This window comes from Leptotrichia sp. oral taxon 221, assembly GCF_018128245.1.
Classification (GTDB): domain Bacteria; phylum Fusobacteriota; class Fusobacteriia; order Fusobacteriales; family Leptotrichiaceae; genus JABCPH02.
Window position 1 is genome coordinate 113994 of sequence record NZ_CP072378.1, and the last position, 19519, is coordinate 133512.

Annotated in this window: 13 protein-coding genes, 3 tRNA genes, 3 rRNA genes and 2 pseudogenes; 18 read left to right on the forward strand and 3 right to left on the reverse strand. The window is 32.6% G+C overall.

Going from position 1 to position 19519, the window contains the following annotated elements; all coding sequences use genetic code 11:
- Nucleotides 1–177 precede the first annotated feature (177 nt).
- The 11 genes from J4863_RS00505 to J4863_RS00555 all read left to right on the forward strand — a co-directional run bounded on the left by J4863_RS00505 (nt 178) and on the right by J4863_RS00555 (nt 11785).
- A complete protein-coding gene (locus tag J4863_RS00505) occupies nt 178–3243 on the forward strand; it encodes a DEAD/DEAH box helicase (RefSeq protein ID WP_211618509.1) in 3066 nt (1021 codons plus the stop codon).
- 104 nt (nt 3244–3347) lie between these two features.
- On the forward strand, nt 3348–4235 hold the full coding sequence (locus J4863_RS00510; protein WP_211618510.1) for a peptidyl-prolyl cis-trans isomerase: 888 nt from the start codon (nt 3348–3350) through the stop codon (nt 4233–4235).
- Between the two features lie 111 nt (nt 4236–4346).
- On the forward strand, nt 4347–5810 hold the full coding sequence (locus J4863_RS00515) for a hypothetical protein (RefSeq protein WP_211618511.1): 1464 nt from the start codon (nt 4347–4349) through the stop codon (nt 5808–5810).
- A gap of 13 nt (nt 5811–5823) precedes the next feature.
- Entirely contained in the window at nt 5824–6066 is a 243-nt protein-coding gene (locus J4863_RS00520) for a S4 domain-containing protein (RefSeq protein ID WP_211618512.1), read from the forward strand.
- 171 nt (nt 6067–6237) lie between these two features.
- Nucleotides 6238–6507, forward strand: a complete 270-nt coding sequence (spoVG, locus tag J4863_RS00525; RefSeq protein WP_211618513.1) for a septation regulator SpoVG — start codon at nt 6238–6240, stop codon at nt 6505–6507.
- A 279-nt stretch (nt 6508–6786) separates the two neighbouring features.
- Nucleotides 6787–8298, forward strand: a 16S ribosomal RNA gene (locus tag J4863_RS00530).
- Between the two features lie 59 nt (nt 8299–8357).
- Nucleotides 8358–8434, forward strand: a tRNA-Ile gene (locus J4863_RS00535).
- Nucleotides 8435–8450: 16 nt separating this feature from the next.
- Nucleotides 8451–8526: transfer RNA gene (locus J4863_RS00540), tRNA-Ala, on the forward strand.
- A 78-nt stretch (nt 8527–8604) separates the two neighbouring features.
- A 23S ribosomal RNA gene (locus tag J4863_RS00545) occupies nt 8605–11515 on the forward strand.
- 49 nt (nt 11516–11564) lie between these two features.
- A 5S ribosomal RNA gene (gene rrf / locus J4863_RS00550) occupies nt 11565–11677 on the forward strand.
- The 16S, 23S and 5S rRNA genes sit together here with 3 tRNA genes alongside, the layout of an rRNA operon.
- A gap of 31 nt (nt 11678–11708) precedes the next feature.
- Nucleotides 11709–11785 (forward strand) — tRNA-Asn (locus J4863_RS00555).
- Nucleotides 11786–12364: 579 nt separating this feature from the next.
- On the opposite strand, the gene J4863_RS00560 is transcribed toward J4863_RS00555, so the two are convergent.
- On the reverse strand, nt 12365–13108 hold the full coding sequence (locus J4863_RS00560; RefSeq protein ID WP_211618514.1) for a cyclase family protein: 744 nt from the start codon (nt 13106–13108) through the stop codon (nt 12365–12367).
- Nucleotides 13109–13414: 306 nt separating this feature from the next.
- On the opposite strand from J4863_RS00560, the gene J4863_RS09515 reads away from it, so the two are divergent.
- The 3 genes from J4863_RS09515 to J4863_RS09520 all read left to right on the forward strand — a co-directional run bounded on the left by J4863_RS09515 (nt 13415) and on the right by J4863_RS09520 (nt 14503).
- Nucleotides 13415–13543 (forward strand): transposase family protein, encoded by a 129-nt coding sequence (locus tag J4863_RS09515; RefSeq protein WP_211618515.1) that lies wholly within the window; start codon nt 13415–13417, stop codon nt 13541–13543.
- The gene (locus J4863_RS00570; protein WP_211618516.1) at nt 13507–14046 is read left to right on the forward strand and encodes a transposase; all 540 of its coding nucleotides are present in this window, start codon (nt 13507–13509) and stop codon (nt 14044–14046) included. The genes J4863_RS09515 and J4863_RS00570 overlap by 37 nt, the downstream gene beginning before the upstream one ends.
- 190 nt (nt 14047–14236) lie before the next feature.
- On the forward strand, nt 14237–14503 hold the full coding sequence (locus J4863_RS09520) for a transposase (protein WP_211619262.1): 267 nt from the start codon (nt 14237–14239) through the stop codon (nt 14501–14503).
- Here J4863_RS09520 and rpmB read toward each other — a convergent pair.
- Nucleotides 14496–14759, reverse strand: coding sequence for a 50S ribosomal protein L28 (gene rpmB, locus J4863_RS00585; RefSeq protein ID WP_211618517.1), 264 nt, complete (start codon nt 14757–14759; stop codon nt 14496–14498). The genes J4863_RS09520 and rpmB overlap by 8 nt on opposite strands.
- Before the next feature lie 411 nt (nt 14760–15170).
- Here rpmB and J4863_RS09390 point away from each other — a divergent pair.
- The 4 genes and pseudogenes from J4863_RS09390 to J4863_RS09525 all read left to right on the forward strand — a co-directional run.
- A pseudogene (locus J4863_RS09390) lies at nt 15171–15236 on the forward strand (hypothetical protein); the annotation flags it as partial.
- Between the two features lie 36 nt (nt 15237–15272).
- Nucleotides 15273–15488, forward strand: coding sequence for a hypothetical protein (locus tag J4863_RS09395; RefSeq protein WP_249111532.1), 216 nt, complete (start codon nt 15273–15275; stop codon nt 15486–15488).
- A 37-nt stretch (nt 15489–15525) separates the two neighbouring features.
- Nucleotides 15526–15807 carry an integrase core domain-containing protein gene (locus tag J4863_RS00595; protein ID WP_211618518.1) on the forward strand — a complete coding sequence of 94 codons (282 nt, stop codon included), beginning with the start codon at nt 15526–15528 and terminating at the stop codon, nt 15805–15807.
- A gap of 73 nt (nt 15808–15880) precedes the next feature.
- Nucleotides 15881–16021 (forward strand): annotated as a pseudogene (locus J4863_RS09525) (zinc ribbon domain-containing protein); the annotation flags it as partial.
- Between the two features lie 289 nt (nt 16022–16310).
- On the opposite strand, the gene ppc reads toward J4863_RS09525, so the two are convergent.
- Nucleotides 16311–19109, reverse strand: a complete 2799-nt coding sequence (gene ppc / locus J4863_RS00600; RefSeq protein ID WP_211618519.1) for a phosphoenolpyruvate carboxylase — start codon at nt 19107–19109, stop codon at nt 16311–16313.
- Between the last annotated feature and the right edge of the window lie 410 nt (nt 19110–19519).

The following is a 19519-nucleotide window of genomic DNA, read 5'->3' on the forward strand; positions in this document are numbered from 1 at the left end:
TTTATATAGTTTAAAATTAATTGCGTCATGCACTAATAGTTGGAAAGCTGTGAGTTGTATGACGTTTTTATTTTTTTATTGAAATTTAGAATTTTTAGAAAATTTTTTATTTTTTTGAAAGAGAGAAAATGATATAATAAACTATAAATTAAGAACAAAAAGATAGAAAGGGGAAAAATGGGTGAATTAAATTTTTTAAAAAAAACAGAAAAATTTGAGTTGAAACAGAATAATAAAATTTATCGTGGAGCAATTCCTTGGATTTTATTGACTTCTAAAAATAAAAAAATAATTTATATTTCCACTTCTAACAGAAATTTAGAAAATTACCACTATATGTTGGAAAATTATTTTGAAGAAAAAAAAAGTAAAAAATATTCTAATAAAAAAATTGAGATTTTTGAAAATATTTCTTCAAAAAAAGAAGATATGACAGGAATTAATATAAAATTGTTAGATATTTTAAAAAATCAGTCAGAATTTGTGTTATTTATTAATTTACAAATCACATTGGATGTATTTTTTGAAAAAGTAAAATTTTTGGATTTCAAAATTGGAAAAGAATACGAGATTATTAAGACGATAAATTTTTTAATAGAAAATGGTTACGAAAATTCATATTTGATTGATAAAAAGGGACAATATAGCAAAAGAGGAGATATTTTGGATATTTTTCCACCTGATCTTGAAAATCCTATAAGGCTTGAGTTTTTTGGAGATGAATTAGACAGTATCAGAGAATTTGATATTGATAGCCAAAAGTCTATTTCAAAAATAAATGAAATTAAAATTTTTGGAAATGCTCTTTCAGGAAAAAATTATGAATTGGTTGAATTGATTGAAGAGTTGCAGTCTGAAGATGTGGTGATCATCATAGAAAACGAAGAGTTACTAGATTACAAAATGGAAGAATATATTTTGCTAAATCGAGAAAAGGAAAATATTTATAGACAGAGATATGAAAATTTAAAAAATAAAAGTTTTTCGATGGAAACGGTTAATTTTACTGAAGAACAGTTAGAAACTTTTAAAACAAAAGATAAATTAGAAAAATTATCTGAAATAAAAAAAGTTGAATTATATACAAAAAATTATGATAAAAAAGTTTCAGAATATAATGAAATTTACAAGAAAAAGTTGTTAAAAATTCACAATTATCCGTTAATTGAGGGATTTGTAATAGAAGATGTTTTCATTTTAACAGATAGAGAATTAGATGGTTACATTTACGAAAAGAAAGTGAAGGCAAATAAAGGTATAAAGTACAAGAAAGTCAATCAAATTGTAGAAGGCGACTATGTAATTCATGTTCAGTATGGAGTTGGGATTTACAAGGGAATTGAAACTATTGAAGAAATGGATTATTTGAAAATTCGATATGCCGATGAAGATATTTTGTACATCCCTGTTGAAAAATTGGATAGGCTTGAAAAATATGTTTCCTACGGTGTTGAGCCGAAATTATTTAAACTTGGAACGAGAGGATTTAAGAGAAAACGTAAAAAATTAGAAGAAGATATCGAAAAATTTGCTCATGAATTGATAAAAATTCAAGCTCAAAGACAAAGTCAAAATGGATTTGTGTATCAAAAAGACACTGTTTGGCAAGAAGAATTTGAAGCAGCTTTCCCATTTGAAGAAACAGAAGACCAGAAAAAAGCAATTAATGATGTTAAAAGAGATATGGAAAGTCCGTATATTATGGACCGAATTGTATGTGGAGACGTTGGCTACGGGAAAACAGAAGTTGCAATGAGAGCTGCATTCAAAGCGATTGACAATTCAAAGCAAGTTGTAATGATTGCACCAACGACAGTTTTGGCAGAACAGCATTACAAAAGATTTAAGCAACGATATGAAAATTATCCGATTACAATTGAAAATTTATCAAGATTAACACAGAGCAAGGCAAAAGATATCTTGAAAAATATCAAAAATGGAACGACAGATTTAGTAATTGGAACGCACCGATTACTTAGTGACGATGTTCAATTTAAAAATTTAGGACTTTTAATAATTGATGAAGAACAAAAATTTGGTGTAAAAGCAAAAGAAAAATTAAAAGCAAAAAGACAAAAATTAGATGTATTGACCTTAACTGCAACACCGATTCCACGAACATTAAATTTAGCATTATTAGGAATCCGTGAAATTTCTATTATCGACACGCCTCCAACAAACCGATTACCAATTATAACAGAAGTTTTCGATTGGGAAGAGGAAGCTGTGAAAATCGCAATTTTAAAGGAACTTTCACGAGATGGTCAAGTTTTCTACATTTATAACGATGTAAAAAATATGAAAAACAAATTGAAGGAATTACAGGATATTTTGCCAGAATTTGTGAAAATTGAATTTATTCACGGACAACTTCCACCAAAAGAAATAAAAGATAAGCTAAAAAGATTTGAGCAAGGAGAATATGATATTTTAATGGCATCAACAATTATTGAAAATGGTATTGATGTTTCAAATGCAAATACGATTTTAATTGAAAATTTCACACATTTAGGACTTTCTCAAGTGTATCAGCTTAGAGGTCGGGTAGGTCGTAGCGATAGGCAAGGCTATTGTTATCTAGTAAAAACACGAGGAACAACAGCAAAAGGTAAGAAAAAAGAAGAAAGTATGGAAAAAATAGAAGGAATTAAATCAGGTGGTTTTCAAATTTCAATGGAAGATATGAAAATCCGTGGAGCTGGAGAAATTTTAGGTGATAAACAGCATGGAACAATTGAAACTTTTGGATATGATTTGTATATAAAAATGTTGAATAAAGAAATTAAACGTCAAAAAGGTGAATTTAGAGAAAAAATTGAAAATGTCGAAATTTTACTTAGGGAAAAAGGTTATATTCCAGAAACTTACATTCAAAAAGAAGAAAGACTTAATATTTATAAGCGATTCGCAATGCTTGAAAAATTTGAAGAATTAAATGAGATGAAAAATGAAATAGAAGATAGATTTGGAAAAATACCAAATTCAATGAAAAAATTTATATTAAGTATCGAATTAAAATTGTTTGCAGAACAGAATCACATTCAGAGAATAGACGAAAACTCAGATTATTATGAACTTTATTTTTTAAAAAATATTCCAGAAGAAAAAATCAATAAACTTTCAGAAAATCTAGATTGGAAAGATATATCGAATGAGAAAAAAACTGAAGAATATATTGTAAAAAGATTGAAAAAAATAAAATTGAAAGATTATATTTCAAAAATTAGTAAAATAAAATGTTAAAAAAGCAATCTTTCAAATAAAAAACTAATAAAAGTAGAGTATAATAAACAGAATGGATAATTTAAATATAACAAAACTTGAAAAATAAATAAATGGAGGAAAAAATGAAGAATAAATTGAAAATTGGATTAATGACAGCATTATGTGTATTAGCTGTATCATGTGGAAATTCAGGACAAAGTGGAAAAGTTTTATATGAATCAGGAGATAAAAAAATAAAGGTATATGAATCAGAAGTTCAAACTGAATTAGAAAAAAGTTTAGATGCACAAGGATTGAAAGCAAACGAAGTAACTCCTGAACAATTAACTCAATTGAAACAAAATATTGTAAAAAATATAGCTTTAAATAGAGCTGTAGCTTTGGATGGTAAAGATAAGAAAATCGATAAAGAGAAAAAATATGTAGATAGTATCGAAAGCGCAAAAGAAGGATTGTTAGCGACTTTAACTTTAACTGCTGAAGCAAATAAAGCAAGTGTAACTGATGAAGATGCAAAACAAGCATATGAAGCAAACAAAGCAAATTTTGAGAAAAAAGAAGATACTGTAAAATTACAATTAGTAGTAGTTCCTTCTGCAGATAAAGCAAAAGCTGAAGCTGCTTTAAAAGAAGCAACTGCAAATCCAGCTAATTTCTCAGCTGTAGTTCAAAAATATAGTGCAAATGCAGCAAAAACAGGTAATGGAGAAACTCCTGAAATTACGGCTTCTCAATTATCACAAGGTTACGGTCCAATAAGTCAAGCTATTGCAAGTGTACAACCAGGACAAGTAGTAAATAGCGTAGTTACAGTAGGAAATGAATTGTACGTAATAAAAGTTCTTGAAAAAAATCCTAAAGGTTTAATACCTTTTGAAAAAGTAAAAGATTCAATTAAAAATCAAATTAGAACACAAAAAAGACAAATTGAAACACAAAAATATTTACAAACTGTAACAGATAAATATGGTTTGTCAAAAATTGACGATGCTATAAAAAACATTAAATAAAATAGCAAAAAAAGATATTAAATGAAGTGTCAGGACTATTTCAAAATAATAAAATAATTTTGGAATGGTCCTATTTTTCACTAAAATAAAATTAAGAAAAGAGGTTTTTTTATGAAATTTTTAAAAATTTTACTTTCTCTCGTACTAATTTTAGTAATGTTATTAGTTGGAGGAGTAATTTTTTCAGATAAAATTTTGACTCATATGACAACTACAAAAAATTCTCGTTTTGAAAATCTAAAATTTTCAATGAAAAATGGAGAAATTACATATGATAATTTTATATTAAATAACAAAAAATTAGGAAAAGGAAAAGCAATAGTTACACTTTCGAGAGGCGGATTATTTGGAATTATACCAAAAGTAGAATTAGAAGAAATGAATTTAGAAAATGTTGATTTAGAAGCAATTTACGCACAAGAAGACAAAGCAATTGATAGTTTTTCTGAAAAAATGGAAATAGTTCCTCAAATAAAAAATTCTAAAACAACAGACCAATTTGTAGAAGAAACAACAAAAGAAACAGAAACTTTAAATAATAACGTAAATACTTTCATAAATCAAAAAATAAGAGAAGATCTGTTAGCAACAAATAACATTAAAGAAATTTATGCAAAATCGACAGATTTAAAAGAAAAAGCTGCTAAAATAAAAGAATTAAATGCAAAATCAGAAATTTTGGCAAAATTGATTAATTCAGAAAAAGAAAATTTAGAAAATAAAATTGAAAAAATTGAGTTGGATAGAAATATGATGTTAGAGAATATTTCTGTAGACTTATCTAAATTAGAAAAAGAAATTTCGTTAAATGATGTAAAAAATCTTGATTCATACATTTTTTTAGATAAAGGTAAAAATTTAAAAATAGTTACTAATGATTCGTTGAAAACAGCAAAATTAATTAATGAAATTGAAAGATTACCATTAAAAGTCAAAAAATTAAATATTAATAATGGTATTATAAAAGCAGAAAATTTAGATACTGAATCAAAAGAAAAAATTGAAGTAAATTCAGAAAATAATTTAAAATCAATTATTACAAAATCAGGAAGCAACTACGAAATTCAATATGACGAAAATGACTTAAAAGCAAAAACAATTTACAATGGAAAAGATGCAATAATTTCCAATATTGAATACGATAAAAATAATATTTTAGAAGGAAAAAAAATAAAAATCGCGTCAGAAGTGTCATTAAATAAGGATGAAATAAAAACTACAAATAAAACAGTGTTAAATCCAGAAGAAGAAAGTCTATTAGTACAAAAAATGACTACTTTAAAAGAAACTGAATATCAAGAAATAACAAAAAAATATGAAGAACAAACACAAGCTATACAAAAATTAATAGATTCATTAAATGAAAATAAAAATAAACTTGATAAATTACAAAAAGATTTGCTATCATTGAATACAATGATTACAATTGAAGAAACTCAATCAGTTTCGCAACCACAAAATGAGGTTCAAAGTGATAAAAATGAACAAAAAACAAATTTAAACAATACAATAATGGAAAATATAAAAAATCAACAGCCTCAAAATAATACAGATAATAAAATAAAAATTAATTAAGAAGGATATAAAAATGAGACTAGATAAATTTTTAAAAATTACAAGAGTTATAAAAAGAAGAACAGTAGCAAAAGAATTAGCAGATAATGGAAATATTATAGTTGATGGAGATGCAAAAAAGTCATCATACAGTGTAAAAAAAGGAGATGTCTTAGAAATAAAGTATTTCAACAAAAACATAAAAGTTAAAATAAAAGAATTACCACCAGAAACTCTAAGAAAAGAATTGATCGAAGAATATATTGAAATTATATAAAAAAAAAATACAAATTCTCCTTGTTTTTTTTAATAAATAGGGTATAATTTAAGTGGAGGAAAGATATCAATAATTTTTATTTTAAAGTAATAATCTTTAAATAAAAGTTAAAATATAGTGATTAATTTTATAAAAAAGTATTAAAATTTTAATTATTAAGGAGAAATTTGTATGAAAATAACAGATATTAGATTAAGAGTCAATAAAAATGTAGAAGAAGACGGGAAATTGAAGGCTTACGTAGATATTACATTTGATGAAAGTTTTGTTATACACGGTTTAAAAATAATCGAAGGACAAAATGGGTTATTTGTAGCAATGCCATCTAGAAGAATGCCAAACGGAGAATATAAAGATATCGTTCATCCTGTTACACCAGAATTAAGAACAGAATTAACAGCAGAAGTTTTAAAAGAATATGAAAAAGAAATAAGTAAATAAATTATTTTATTTCAAAATTATAAAATCAAAAATTGTACCAAAAGACTAATTAAAAGTATTATAAAGTTTAGAGGTACAATTTTTTTTTAAAAAAAATAAAAAAAGTAGTTGACAAAAGAAAAAATATTTGATATACTAATTCTTGTGATATGGAAACATATTTAAGTACAATAAACAAATAAATAGAAGAAGCATATACCATAAAAGATGTGATAAATAAGGACTTTTAATAATAAAAAAGTTCCTGTCAATAAGACTTTAAAAGGTGAAAATAAATATTGAATGAAGAGTTTGATCCTGGCTCAGGATGAACGCTGACAGAATGCTTAACACATGCAAGTCAATGGGGAAACGGTGCTTGCACCGTGATAACCATGGCGGACGGGTGAGTAACGCGTAAAGAACTTGCCTCTTAGTCTGGGATAACAGATGGAAACGACTGATAAGACTAGATATTATTAAAGCTTCGCATGAAGCTTTAATGAAAAGAGATGCTAAGAGAGAGCTTTGCGTCCTATTAGTTAGTTGGTGAGGTAACGGCTCACCAAGACGAAGATAGGTAGCCGGTCTGAGAGGATGAACGGCCACAAGGGGACTGAGATACGGCCCTTACTCTTACGGGAGGCAGCAGTGGGGAATATTGGACAATGGAGGAGACTCTGATCCAGCAATTCTGTGTGCACGAGGACGGTTTTCGGATTGTAAAGTGCTTTCAGCAGGGAAGAAGTAAGTGACGGTACCTGCAGAAGAAGCGACGGCTAAATACGTGCCAGCAGCCGCGGTAATACGTATGTCGCGAGCGTTATCCGGAATTATTGGGCATAAAGGGCATCTAGGCGGATATACAAGTCAGGGGTGAAAACTTAGGGCTCAACTCAAAGCTTGCCTTTGAAACTGTATATCTAGAGTGCTGGAGAGGTGGACGGAACTACACGAGTAGAGGTGAAATTCGTAGATATGTGTAGGAATGCCGATGATGAAGATAGTCCACTGGACAGCAACTGACGCTGAAGTGCGAAAGCTAGGGGAGCAAACAGGATTAGATACCCTGGTAGTCCTAGCTGTAAACGATGATTACTGGGTGTGGGCATGAAGAGTGTCTGTGCCGAAGCTAATGCGATAAGTAATCCGCCTGGGGAGTACGACCGCAAGGTTGAAACTCAAAGGAATTGACGGGGACCCGCACAAGCGGTGGAGCATGTGGTTTAATTCGACGCAACGCGAGGAACCTTACCAGATCTTGACATCCTACGTAGGCCTGTGAGAACAGGCTGTGCCTTCGGGAACGTAGAGACAGGTGGTGCATGGCTGTCGACAGCTCGTGTCGTGAGATGTTGGGTTAAGTCCCGCAACGAGCGCAACCCCTATAGTTAGTTACCATCATTAAGTTGGGGACTCTAACTAGACTGCCTGCGAAGAGCAGGAGGAAGGTGGGGATGACGTCAAGTCATCATGCCCCTTATGATCTGGGCTACACACGTGCTACAATGGTTGGTACAAAGAGGAGCAAAACGGTGACGTGGAGCAAAACTAAAAAGCCAATCTAAGTTCGGATTGAAGTCTGCAACTCGACTTCATGAAGTTGGAATCGCTAGTAATCGCAAATCAGCAATGTTGCGGTGAATACGTTCTCGGGTCTTGTACACACCGCCCGTCACACCACGAGAGTTGTTTGCACCTGAAGTTACTGGTTCAACCGTAAGGAGGAAGGTACCTAAGGTGTGGATAGTGATTGGGGTGAAGTCGTAACAAGGTATCCGTACCGGAAGGTGCGGATGGATCACCTCCTTTCTAAGGAGTATATAAATACTAAATCTGTTTGGATTATGTTTCTTCGTGTTTATTCTTAAGGGCGTGTAGCTCAGGTGGTTAGAGCACTGTGCTGATAACGCAGGGGTCGCTGGTTCGAGTCCAGCCATGCCCACCAAAGAATTTTATTGTATGGGGATATAGCTCAGTTGGGAGAGCGCTGCCCTTGCAAGGCAGAGGTCAGCGGTTCGAACCCGCTTATCTCCACCAATATTAATTAAGGACAATGGGAAATGAATAGTAGGTAAAAAGATTACAATGAAAACAGGAAAACTGTTAGAGTTAGAATAAAAAGCTATTAAGGGCACACGGAGGATGCCTAGGCAACAAAAGCCGATGAAGGACGTGATAAGCTGCGAAAAGCTTGGTGGAGGTGCACATAACCTTTGATACCAAGATCTCCGAATGGGAAAACCTATATGTGTAGATCACATATACGAAAGAGGTAAGTCCGTGAACTGAAACATCTAAGTAACGGGAGGAAAAGAAAGTAAAAACGATTCTCTAAGTAGCGGCGAGCGAACGGAGAATAGCCTAAACCATATACATGTAAGTTGGCGACGTTGTGTATATGGGGTAGAGGGACTTTAATAGACTAATAGCCATAAAGTCATTTTACTAGTAGAGTAAGTGGAACACAGCTGGGAAGCTGGACCAAAGAAGGTGATAGTCCTGTAGAACATAAAACTATTAGTAAAACTTAAAGCACCCGAGTAGCATCAAGCACGAGGAATTTGGTGTGAATCTGCGTGGACCATATCACGTAAGGCTAAATACTTTTGTTGACCGATAGAGAAGAGTACCGTGAGGGAAAGGTGAAAAGAACCCTGAGTAAGGGAGTGAAATAGAATTTGAAACCGTGTGCTTACAAACGGTAGGAGCTCGCAAGAGTGACTGCGTGGATTTTGGTTAATCATCCTGCGAGTTATGATATATGGCAAGGTTAAAAAGAATGGAGCCGAAGGGAAACCGAGTCTTAATAGGGCGATAAGTCATATGTCATAGACGCGAAACCTAGTGATCTAGGCCTGTCCAGGTTGAAGCTAAGGTAAGACTTAGTGGAGGACCGAACTCACCGCCGTTGAAAAGTTGGGAGATGAGATAGGTCTAGGGGTGAAAAGCCAATCGAACTAGGAGATAGCTCGTTCTCTCCGAAATGCATTTAGGTGCAGCCTTAATTTTAAGATATGTGGGGGTAGAGTACTGTATGATCTAGGGGGCGTATTGCTTACCGAAATCAAGCAAACTACGAATACCATATATTAATGATTAGGAGTGAGTCTATGGATGATAAGGTCCGTGGACAAAAGGGGAACAGCCCAGACCACCAGCTAAGGTCCCTAATTATGTCTAAGTGGGAAAGGAGGTGGATATTCACAGACAACCAGGAGGTTGGCTTAGAAGCAGCCATACCTTAAAAGAGTGCGTAATAGCTCACTGGTCGAGAGTATCTGCGCCGAAGATGTAACGGGGCTAAGACATAAACCGAAGCTGTGGAAGATGCTTTCGCATCTTGGTAGGAGAGCGTTCTGTAAGCCGATGAAGGCAGGCTGTAAGGCCTGCTGGAGGTATCAGAAGTGAGAATGCAGGAATGAGTAGCGAGAAGGCGGGTGAGAATCCCGCCGGCCGGAAGTCCAAGGTTTCCAGGGGAAGGTTTGTCCGCCCTGGGGAAGTCGGGACCTAAGCCGAGGCTAAGTAGCGCAGGCGAATGGAAAATAGGTTAATATTCCTATACCACTTAATTAACGTTATTACTGATGGAGTGACGCAGGAAGGTATGTGAGAAGGCTGACGGTTTAGCCTTTTTAAGGAAGTAGCGTGAGCATATAGGTAAATCCGTATGCTTAAACGTGAGAACTGATGGGTAAGCACCTCTTGGTGTAAGTCACAAATCCTACACTGCCAAGAAAAACTTCTAAGGAGGAAATTAAGTGCCCGTACTGTAAACCGACACAGGTGGACAGAGTGAGAAACTTAAGGCCGACAGGCTAACTCTAGCTAAGGAACTCTGCAAAATAGCCCCGTAACTTCGGGAGAAGGGGTGCCTATATTACTTGAGAAGAGAAACACTTCAAGGGGAAATAGGTCGCAGTGAAGAGTCTCAAGCAACTGTTTACCAAAAACACAGGTCTATGCTAAGCTGAAAGGCGACGTATATGGGCTGACACCTGCCCAGTGCCGGAAGGTTAAGAGGAGGATTGAGAGATCCGAATTGAAGCCCCGGTGAACGGCGGCCGTAACTATAACGGTCCTAAGGTAGCGAAATTCCTTGTCGGGTAAGTTCCGACCTGCACGAATGGTGAAATGATTTGAGAGCTGTCTTGGCTGGAGGCCTGGTGAAGTTGTAATGTCGGTGAAGATACCGACTACCTGCAGTAGGACGGAAAGACCCCGTGGAGCTTTACTGTAGCTTGGCATTGGGTTTTGGCAATGTGTGTATAGGATAGTTGGGAGACTGTGAAGTAATGGCGTCAGTTGTTACAGAGTCGCTGTTGGAATACCAACCATATGTTGTTGAAATTCTAATCTGGTATCGGAGACAGTGCTAGGTGGGCAGTTTGACTGGGGCGGTCGCCTCCAAAAGAGTAACGGAGGCGTTCAAAGGTTCCCTCAGGTTGGATGGAAATCAACCTAAGAGTGCAAACGCATAAGGGAGCTTGACTGCGAGACTGACGGGTCGAGCAGGTACGAAAGTAGGAGTTAGTGATCCGGTGGTTCCGTATGGAAGGGCCATCGCTCAACGGATAAAAGCTACCCCGGGGATAACAGGCTGATACTTCCCAAGAGTCCATATCGACGGAAGTGTTTGGCACCTCGATGTCGGCTCGTCTCATCCTGGGGCTGGAGAAGGTCCCAAGGGTTGGGCTGTTCGCCCATTAAAGAGGCACGCGAGCTGGGTTCAGAACGTCGTGAGACAGTTCGGTCCCTATCCACTGCAGGCGCTAGAATATTGAAAAGATCTGTCCTTAGTACGAGAGGACCGGGATGGACAAACCTCTGATGTATCAGTTGTCACGCCAGTGGCATGGCTGAGTAGTCACGTTTGGAAGGGATAATCGCTGAAAGCATCTAAGTGAGAAGCCCACTTTGAGATGAGTGTTCTTTTAGTATCCATCGAGAACAGGTGGTGATAGGCTGGAGGTGTAAGTATAGAGATATATTTAGCTGACCAGTACTAATAATACGAAAGCTTTTAATATTCTTTTTACCATACTATTTATTTCTCATTGTCTTTATTAAATTTTAAGTTTGGTGACAATAGCGACAGGGATACACCTGGTTACATTTCGAACCCAGTAGTTAAGTCTGTTTACGCCGAAGATACTTAGAGTTATCTAGGGAAAATAGGAAATTGCCAAACTTTTTAATATATATTCTTATTAAAAAAGAGTGTCTCCGTAGCTCAGCTGGTTAGAGCATCTGACTGTTAATCAGAGGGTCGTTGGTTCGAGTCCAACCGGGGACGCCATTTTTTTATTTGTAAAGAAATTAGAATAACGTTTTAATATTTTTAAATGGAATATTTAGATAAATAATTATTAGTTCGATATATTATAGCAAGACTTTATTAGAACCAAAAGAAAGAACTGTGTCTATTCTATTTAATTTTTGAATTTATACATTCTTTAAATTTCTAGTAATTTAATTTTAAACGAGTATTTCTATTTTATAATTAAATAGGTTTTACTGTAGTATGATTAAAGTAATTAAATAATAATTGAAGTAGTACTGATTGTCATTTGAGAACCGATATCAGCTTTTATCAGATAACCTGTTCCTCTTGTATAAACACCGATAGGTTCATTTTCAATAGTAATAAATTAACAAAATGAATAAAGATAAGTATATAGAATCGATTTAAAATAAAATTACTAAAATTCTATAAATTTAAGTTTTGACTATAATGGTCATAGCTTTTAGGTTTGGTTTTAAAGTAGTTTCACTATAAAAATAAGGATTGACTTTTGTTTTTTTATGTAGCAAGAATCAATCCTTATTTATTTGGGTTATTAATAAATTGTATTTATCAGATTTTTTGAGAAGTTAGTTAGACAATTGCCCAAACTCTTACTGGTAATCCGTTTGCATCGCTAATTCTAGGTGCAGCTATGAATATAATTGCTCCTATTGGTGGTAATTTATCTAAATTATTTAATACTTCAACTTGGAATTTATCTCTTCCTAGAATGTATCTTTCTCCTGCTAAGTCTCCGTTTTTAGCGCATGTAACGGCAGCATCTGTATCAAATGTTTCGTGTCCAACTCCAGCAATATTTCGGTTATCGAATAAAAATTCTAGGGTAGGAATTGGCCATCCAGGTGTATGTGCATTTCCATTTTCATCAGCATTTTCTAATGCTTTTAAATTAGGCCATCTTTTACTCCAATCACTTCTAAATGCAACAAAAGAATTTTCTGGGATTTTTCCATATTTTTCTTCAAATTCTAAAATATCTTCGATACTAATTTCGTAATCATTATTTTCTTTTACTTTTTCACTAAGATCAATAACGACAAGAGGTAAGATAGTATCAGAAATATTAAAATCTTTTGCTAAACGAGCATTTTGTATAAAATGTCCTGGATAATCGATGTGAGTACCAAATTGTCCTGGGAATTTGAAAGTTTGTATTCTTAAATTCATTTCTGAGAAATCTATAACAGTTTTATTAAGTTCTAAAACACCTTTAGGCATCCCTTGCCAATAAGGGCTTTCATTTGATAATTCATGTGATAATTCAATCCATTGATGATTTTTTAATGTTTCTAGTGTTTTCCATAAATTTGACATAAAATCACTCCTTTGTTATATTTTATTTTGATAATTTATTATTCAAATATTTATTTAATACTATTGTATCATAAGAGTGAAAATTTGTATAGTAAAATTACTATTTATGAGAAAAAAGAATAATTGAATATATATAATAAATGTTTTGAAATAGGAAGAGTTAAAATTTTTTAATATTGAGAGAGAGTTTTAGTAATAAAGGCTCTATAATATTTATGGGGGTGGAAAAAGAAATAAAAAAAGTGGAACACCTACCATGTATATGGAATAAGAACTGATATAAGTCAGAACTGCTGTGGCAGAAAAATGAATATACATGACTACAGGACTGTTACAATAAGAAGCCTTAGCTACGGAAACAGGAAAGTTATCCTCCATATAGAAAAACAGAGGTATGTATGTCCTTATGCAGTAAAAGAACGACTTCCTCAATAGATATTGTGGACAGGAACTGCAGCATCTCAAACGAAGTCAAGGATGAGATAAGAAGAAAACTTTCTGAGATGAAGTCATTCACTCAGATAGGAAGGGAAGAAAATACGAGCATATCAACTGTCATGAGGATATTTCATGACATTGAAGTTCCTCATAAGGAGCTGGACTATGAAACTGTATACCTTGATGAATTTAAGGGGAATGCAGATAAAGAAAAGTACCAGCTGGCAATATATGATACAAACCATATCCTTATAGATATTTTAAAGGACAGGAAATCATCAACCATAAGGGAATTCCTTCTCTGTCATAAGGACAGTATAAAAAAGGTTGGAATGGACATGTTTATGCAGTTCGGGAATACAGTGTACTCCTGTCTTCCACATGTTGATATTGTGGCAGACAAATATCATGTCATAAGGCAGGCAAACTGGATGATAGGGGATGTGAGGATAAGATTATTCAATTCAGATGCAAAGTACAGGGAATACAAAAAATACTGAAAGCTATAGCAAAGAATCCAAACAGTGCATTCAGTCCTTCACAGAAGAAGAGGCTAAAGAAACTGAAGAACCTTTCAGAGATATTCTCAAGGGCTTATGATCTTAGGACAAAATTTTTCAGTATATTTGAAATAAAGGATGTCACTATATTCAGTTATGAACTGAAGAATCTGATAGGAGAGTTGAAGGAATCAGGAAAAAAGGAATTATTAAGTTAGGGGAAACATTATCAAACTGGGAAAAAGAAATAAATAATATACAAAAATATAATATAAATAATGGATTTGTTGAAGGTAAAAATAACAAGATAAAAGTAATAAAAAGGCAATCTTATGGGATAAAAAAATTCGACAACCTTAAAAAGCTTATTCGTTACCGAACTTTTTCCACCCCACTCTTGACAAAGAGCTGTAATAAAGAAATAAAAAAAGTAAGTTTTACAAAAAAACTTACTTAACTGAAAATAATGCTTTAGCTACTCTTGGGCTTAAATTTTCTTTGTTAGCTAATAATATTTTTTTAATTTGATCGTCATTTTTACCTTTTAAAGTTTTCATTGCTTTTGTAGAAACTCTTACTTTAACTTCTTCACCATTGATATTTAATTTCATAGCTTGAAGATTAGGTCTCCAGATTCTTTTAGTAGCTCTTTTAGAGTGACTTACATTATTTCCGTGACTCACTTTAGTTCCAAAAATTTCACATCTTTGCATAATATTCTACGTTCTACTTAAACTAAAAAATTAAGTAGTCTCCTTTCCTTTTTAATTTATTTATAGCTTTTGCTATGGGTTTTTAACTATTAATTAGTGTATATGAATTTACTACATGAAATTTCAAATAATTAACTATAATTTTAATTATTTTTTTTAATAATTAAATGTAGTTACCTTCACTTCAAATATCGGTTTATATTTTAACATATTTTTTGAATTATTACAAGAAAATATGAAAAAAATTTGAAAAAATCTTTGTCGTGGTACAATACATATGTGACAAAAAAGAAGAAAAAAAGAAAGGTTTCTGATATAATGTAAGCCAACCAAAACTACATAAGGAGAAACCTTTCTATGAATAGTATATCAGAAGAGTACCGTGTTCGTTAACGGGCAGTTGAGTATGCAATAAAACATAACAATAATTCAAAGGCGGCATTAAAATATAAAACATCAAGACAGCAGATTAAGAGATGGCGTGACAGATATGACGGAACAGTGCAGTCACTAATGCCAAAAAGCAGAAGACCTAAAAGTCATCCAAATCAACATACTCAGGAAGAAATAGATTTAATTATGAAAAAATACAGGAGATTTTCATATGAAGGACTGGCACAGGTATATACCGAAGCTAGAAAACTGGGATACAGCCGTTCTTATGGAACTATGTGCAAAATAATAAGAAAAATTAGGGATCATAAGCCCAAAAAGCTTAAAAGACTTTAAAATAGAAAAAATACAAAGTGATAACGGCAGGGAGTTTATGAATTCGGAAAATGGCAAAAAGACACTATTTGAGTTAAAGCTGGAAGAACTAGGGATAGAATACATGAGAACAAGACCGTATTCGCTGTGGCAGAACGGAAAAGTGGAAAGGAGCCACAGGCTAGATAGCAATTATTATTTAGGAAAAAGATTTAGAAGTCTGGAAGAATTAAGAAGGTTAGTAAAAAGATATTGCAGTAGATACAATAATATATCAAGAAAAGTATTAAATTTTAAAAATCCAAATGAAATGCTGAAAGAATACAGGACAAACAATTAGGCTAAGACATTAGTAAGATAACTTTTCTATTTATTTTTAAAGTTTTTGTAACAAATGTTTGGCAACTATATACAGTAAATGTGGAAACGTTAAAGAGGAACTGAAATGATTAGAAAGAAGTTATAAATGTGAGTGCTGTGGAATTGAAATTGATAGAGATTACAATGTGGCACTAAATATAAGAGATGTTGGAAAATTGATGTTGGAATATTAGGAAAATAAAAAAACAGGGTAGGAACTATTCGAAGAGCTTGATAAATATATTTGGCTAGCAAAAGCAGATACTTCCCAAGAAACTCCCGCTTCTAAAAGCGGGAGTAGTTCACCTGTGCTATTTTGAATGTTGAATAAATAGTTTTGTTTAACTATTAATGTATTTACTTCAATGTTTTTACTCAATCTATTTAAGATTAAACTGTTAAAATTGTATAAATTTACTTTTTAAGTAAATAACCAAAGTTTTTGAGTTTGGTTTTAAAATAAGTTTTATTGTAATTGAGTAATTATCCACTATTACGAAGACCTGTTGCCAGTCCGTTTATTGAAATGTGGATTGCTTTTTTTAGATCTTCTGATGTATCTCCACCTCTCGCTCTTTTGATTAATTCGATTTGTAAGTAATTCATTGAATCGAAGTAAGCTAAACGGTTTGAAAGGCTGCTTGCCAATTCAGGGTTGTCAGCTAAAAGAACGTCGTTTCCTGTGATCTTTTTCAAGACGTCGATTGTTAATTCCCATTCTTTTACGATTTCTTTGAAAATATGTTGTGCTACTTCTTGGTTTGAAGCTAATTTTACATATTCAGAGAAAATTCCTAAATCTGATTTTGAAAGCACCATATCAACATTTGAAATTGTTGATTTAAAGAATGGCCATTCGTTGTACATTTTTTTCAATGTTTCAAGTCTGTTTTCGTCGTTGTTTATCCATTTTGTGAATGCAGTTCCAACACCGTACCAACCTGGTAACATGATACGAGCTTGTGACCATGAGAATACCCAAGGGATTGCTCTTAAACTTTCTAATGTTTGTGTTTTCTTACGAGAAGAAGGTCTAGAACCAATGTTTAATCCTGCAATGAAGTTTATTGGTGTAACTTCAAAGAAGAATTCTGAGAAGCCATCTGTGTTATAAACTAAATCACGATAAGAATCGTAACTTAAATCAGATATTTCAGCAACGATCTTTTCGTAAGGTTCCCAACTTGCATCAGCAGTAGTTAAAGCACTTGATTCTAAAGCGGCTGAAACTAGAGCTTCTAAGTTTTTGAATCCTAAATCAGGATTTCCGTATTTGGCACCGATTACTTCTCCTTGTTCTGTTAAACGGATAGTTCCGTCAGCACTTCCTTCTGGTTGCGCTAAAATGGCTTCATAGCTAGGTCCTCCACCACGACCAACAGTTCCTCCTCTACCATGGAAGAATGAAATTTGAACATCAAATTCTTTTCCGACAGCTGTTAATTCTTTTTGAGCTTTGTATAATGACCAACTTGAACTTAGATATCCACCATCTTTGTTACTGTCTGAGTAACCAAGCATAACTTCTTGTTTTCTACCACTTTTTGTCATCCATTTTCTAATTAATGGTAATGAGAACCATTTTTTTAAAACTTCAGGAGCAGCTTCTAAATCTTCAACTGTTTCAAATAATGGAACAATTTGTAAATCACAAAATTCATTTCCAGCAGTTCCTCTAGCTAAGTTTGCTTCTTTCAACAAAATTGCGATTTCAAGCATGTCAGAAACATTCATTGCGTGAGAAATCAAATTCTTTTCAATAATTTTACTACCAAATCTGTCTTTCAATGATTTAGCTTTTTTGTAAATAGCAAGTTCAGATGCTAATAATTCGCTTTTTGGAATATTTTCGTCGCTTAATGGACGAGGATCTTGTTCTAATTCTCTAATTAATACTTCGCAACGTTCTCCTTCAGATAATTCTAAATAATTATCAATAATATTGGCACTTTTTAGTAATTCAGCAACACAAACTTCATGTATGCTTGAATCTTGTCTTAAATCGATAGTTGCTAAATGGAATCCAAATATTTTTGTAGCAGTTATTAAGTTAAGTAATTTTCCTTTAACTAAAAGGCTGCTATTATTTTTTGCCAAAGAATCCGCTATGATTTGTAAATCTTTTGTGAATTCTTCTGAATATTTATATGGATTATTTGAAGCATTTTCTCTTTTTGGTGGTAAAAATTCTGTATTTTCACACAAATTGTAAGCTGTTGCTAAAAGTCTGTCTTTGATTGTTGTTAAGGCACGACGGTAAGGTTCGTTTGTACGGTGAGGAGATACTTCTCCTGAAGCTTCAGCTAATTCTTTTACTTCTTCAGAAACATTTGTCATTGTGATAGACATTGATAAATCACGATAAAGAAGTTGGATTTCAGCTAAGTAATGTTGGAATAATTTTAATGCTTGAGCTTGAGCTGATTTTTCCAATGTTTCTACAGTAACGTAAGGGTTTCCATCTCTATCTCCACCAATCCACATTCCCATTGTTAATGGTGTTAATGTTTCAGATTTTTCAGGATCAGTTCCTAATTTTTTTGATAATTCGTGAAATTTGTTTGTTAATTTAGGAATTTCATTGAAAAAAGTGATATCATAATAGCTTAAAGCATTATTTATTTCGTCAGTAACTCTTAATTTTGAAGTTCTTAACATAGAAGTTTGCCAAAGTATTTGGATTTTTCTGTTTAAATCTTCAATCCATTCAACTTCATCAATTTGAAAATTTCTAACATTATCGTGTTGGTCTAACAAATCAGTAATTTTTTTATTCAAATCAAGAATACTTTTTCTTTGTACTTGTGTTGGATGTGCAGTTAGCACTGGTACAATCGAAACATTTTCCATTGCTTTAGCCATTTTTTCTCTATTAATTCCTTTTGCTTTTAAATTATTTAGAGATTTTTCTAAAGTTCCTAATTGCAATTTATTGGAAAATTTTATTGCACGTTGTTCTTGAGTTTGGTAAACATCTTCGGCAATATTTGCTAATAATGAAAAATGTGAAAAGCTTCTGATTACACGTAAAATTTCAGAATCAGAAAGATCAGAACACAATTTAGAAAGATTTTTACGGCTTTCTTGAGTTTGATTTTTATAAAATTCGACTGAAGCATTTTTTAACGCTTCTGTAACTTGATAAATATGCAGTCCTGCATATGAAAAAATAGTTTCACCTAAAAGACCACCTAGTAATCTGTTGTGTTCTAATAAAGTTTCTTGCCTTTCATCTCGATTAACCGAGAGTAAGGGTGTTACAGGTAAATTTTGGTAACTCATAAATATTAACCACCTTTGTATAAATTTATTTTTCAAAGTATAATTTGTAATTTTGATACAAATATATAGTCATACCGCTTAAGTAATCAAACTGAGAATAATGACTATTAGCCTCAAACTCCAGTATTTTTTGAAAATTTATTTGTTTGATTTTAAAAGAGGTCGAGTATACATTGAAATTCTATAATTTATTATAGAATAAAACGAGATATTTTTCTAGCACTATTTTTAAAAAATTATAAATTTATAATTGAGTATATATGTTATTAATGATTAGATAAAGAAATTTTTATTAACTAGATTTCAATTATAAAATATTATAAATAATTATTAGATTTTATTATTTAAAGAAGATTTATAAAAAAATGGAACTGTCTAATAAGTCCAAAATTTTATAGCTATAATTTTTT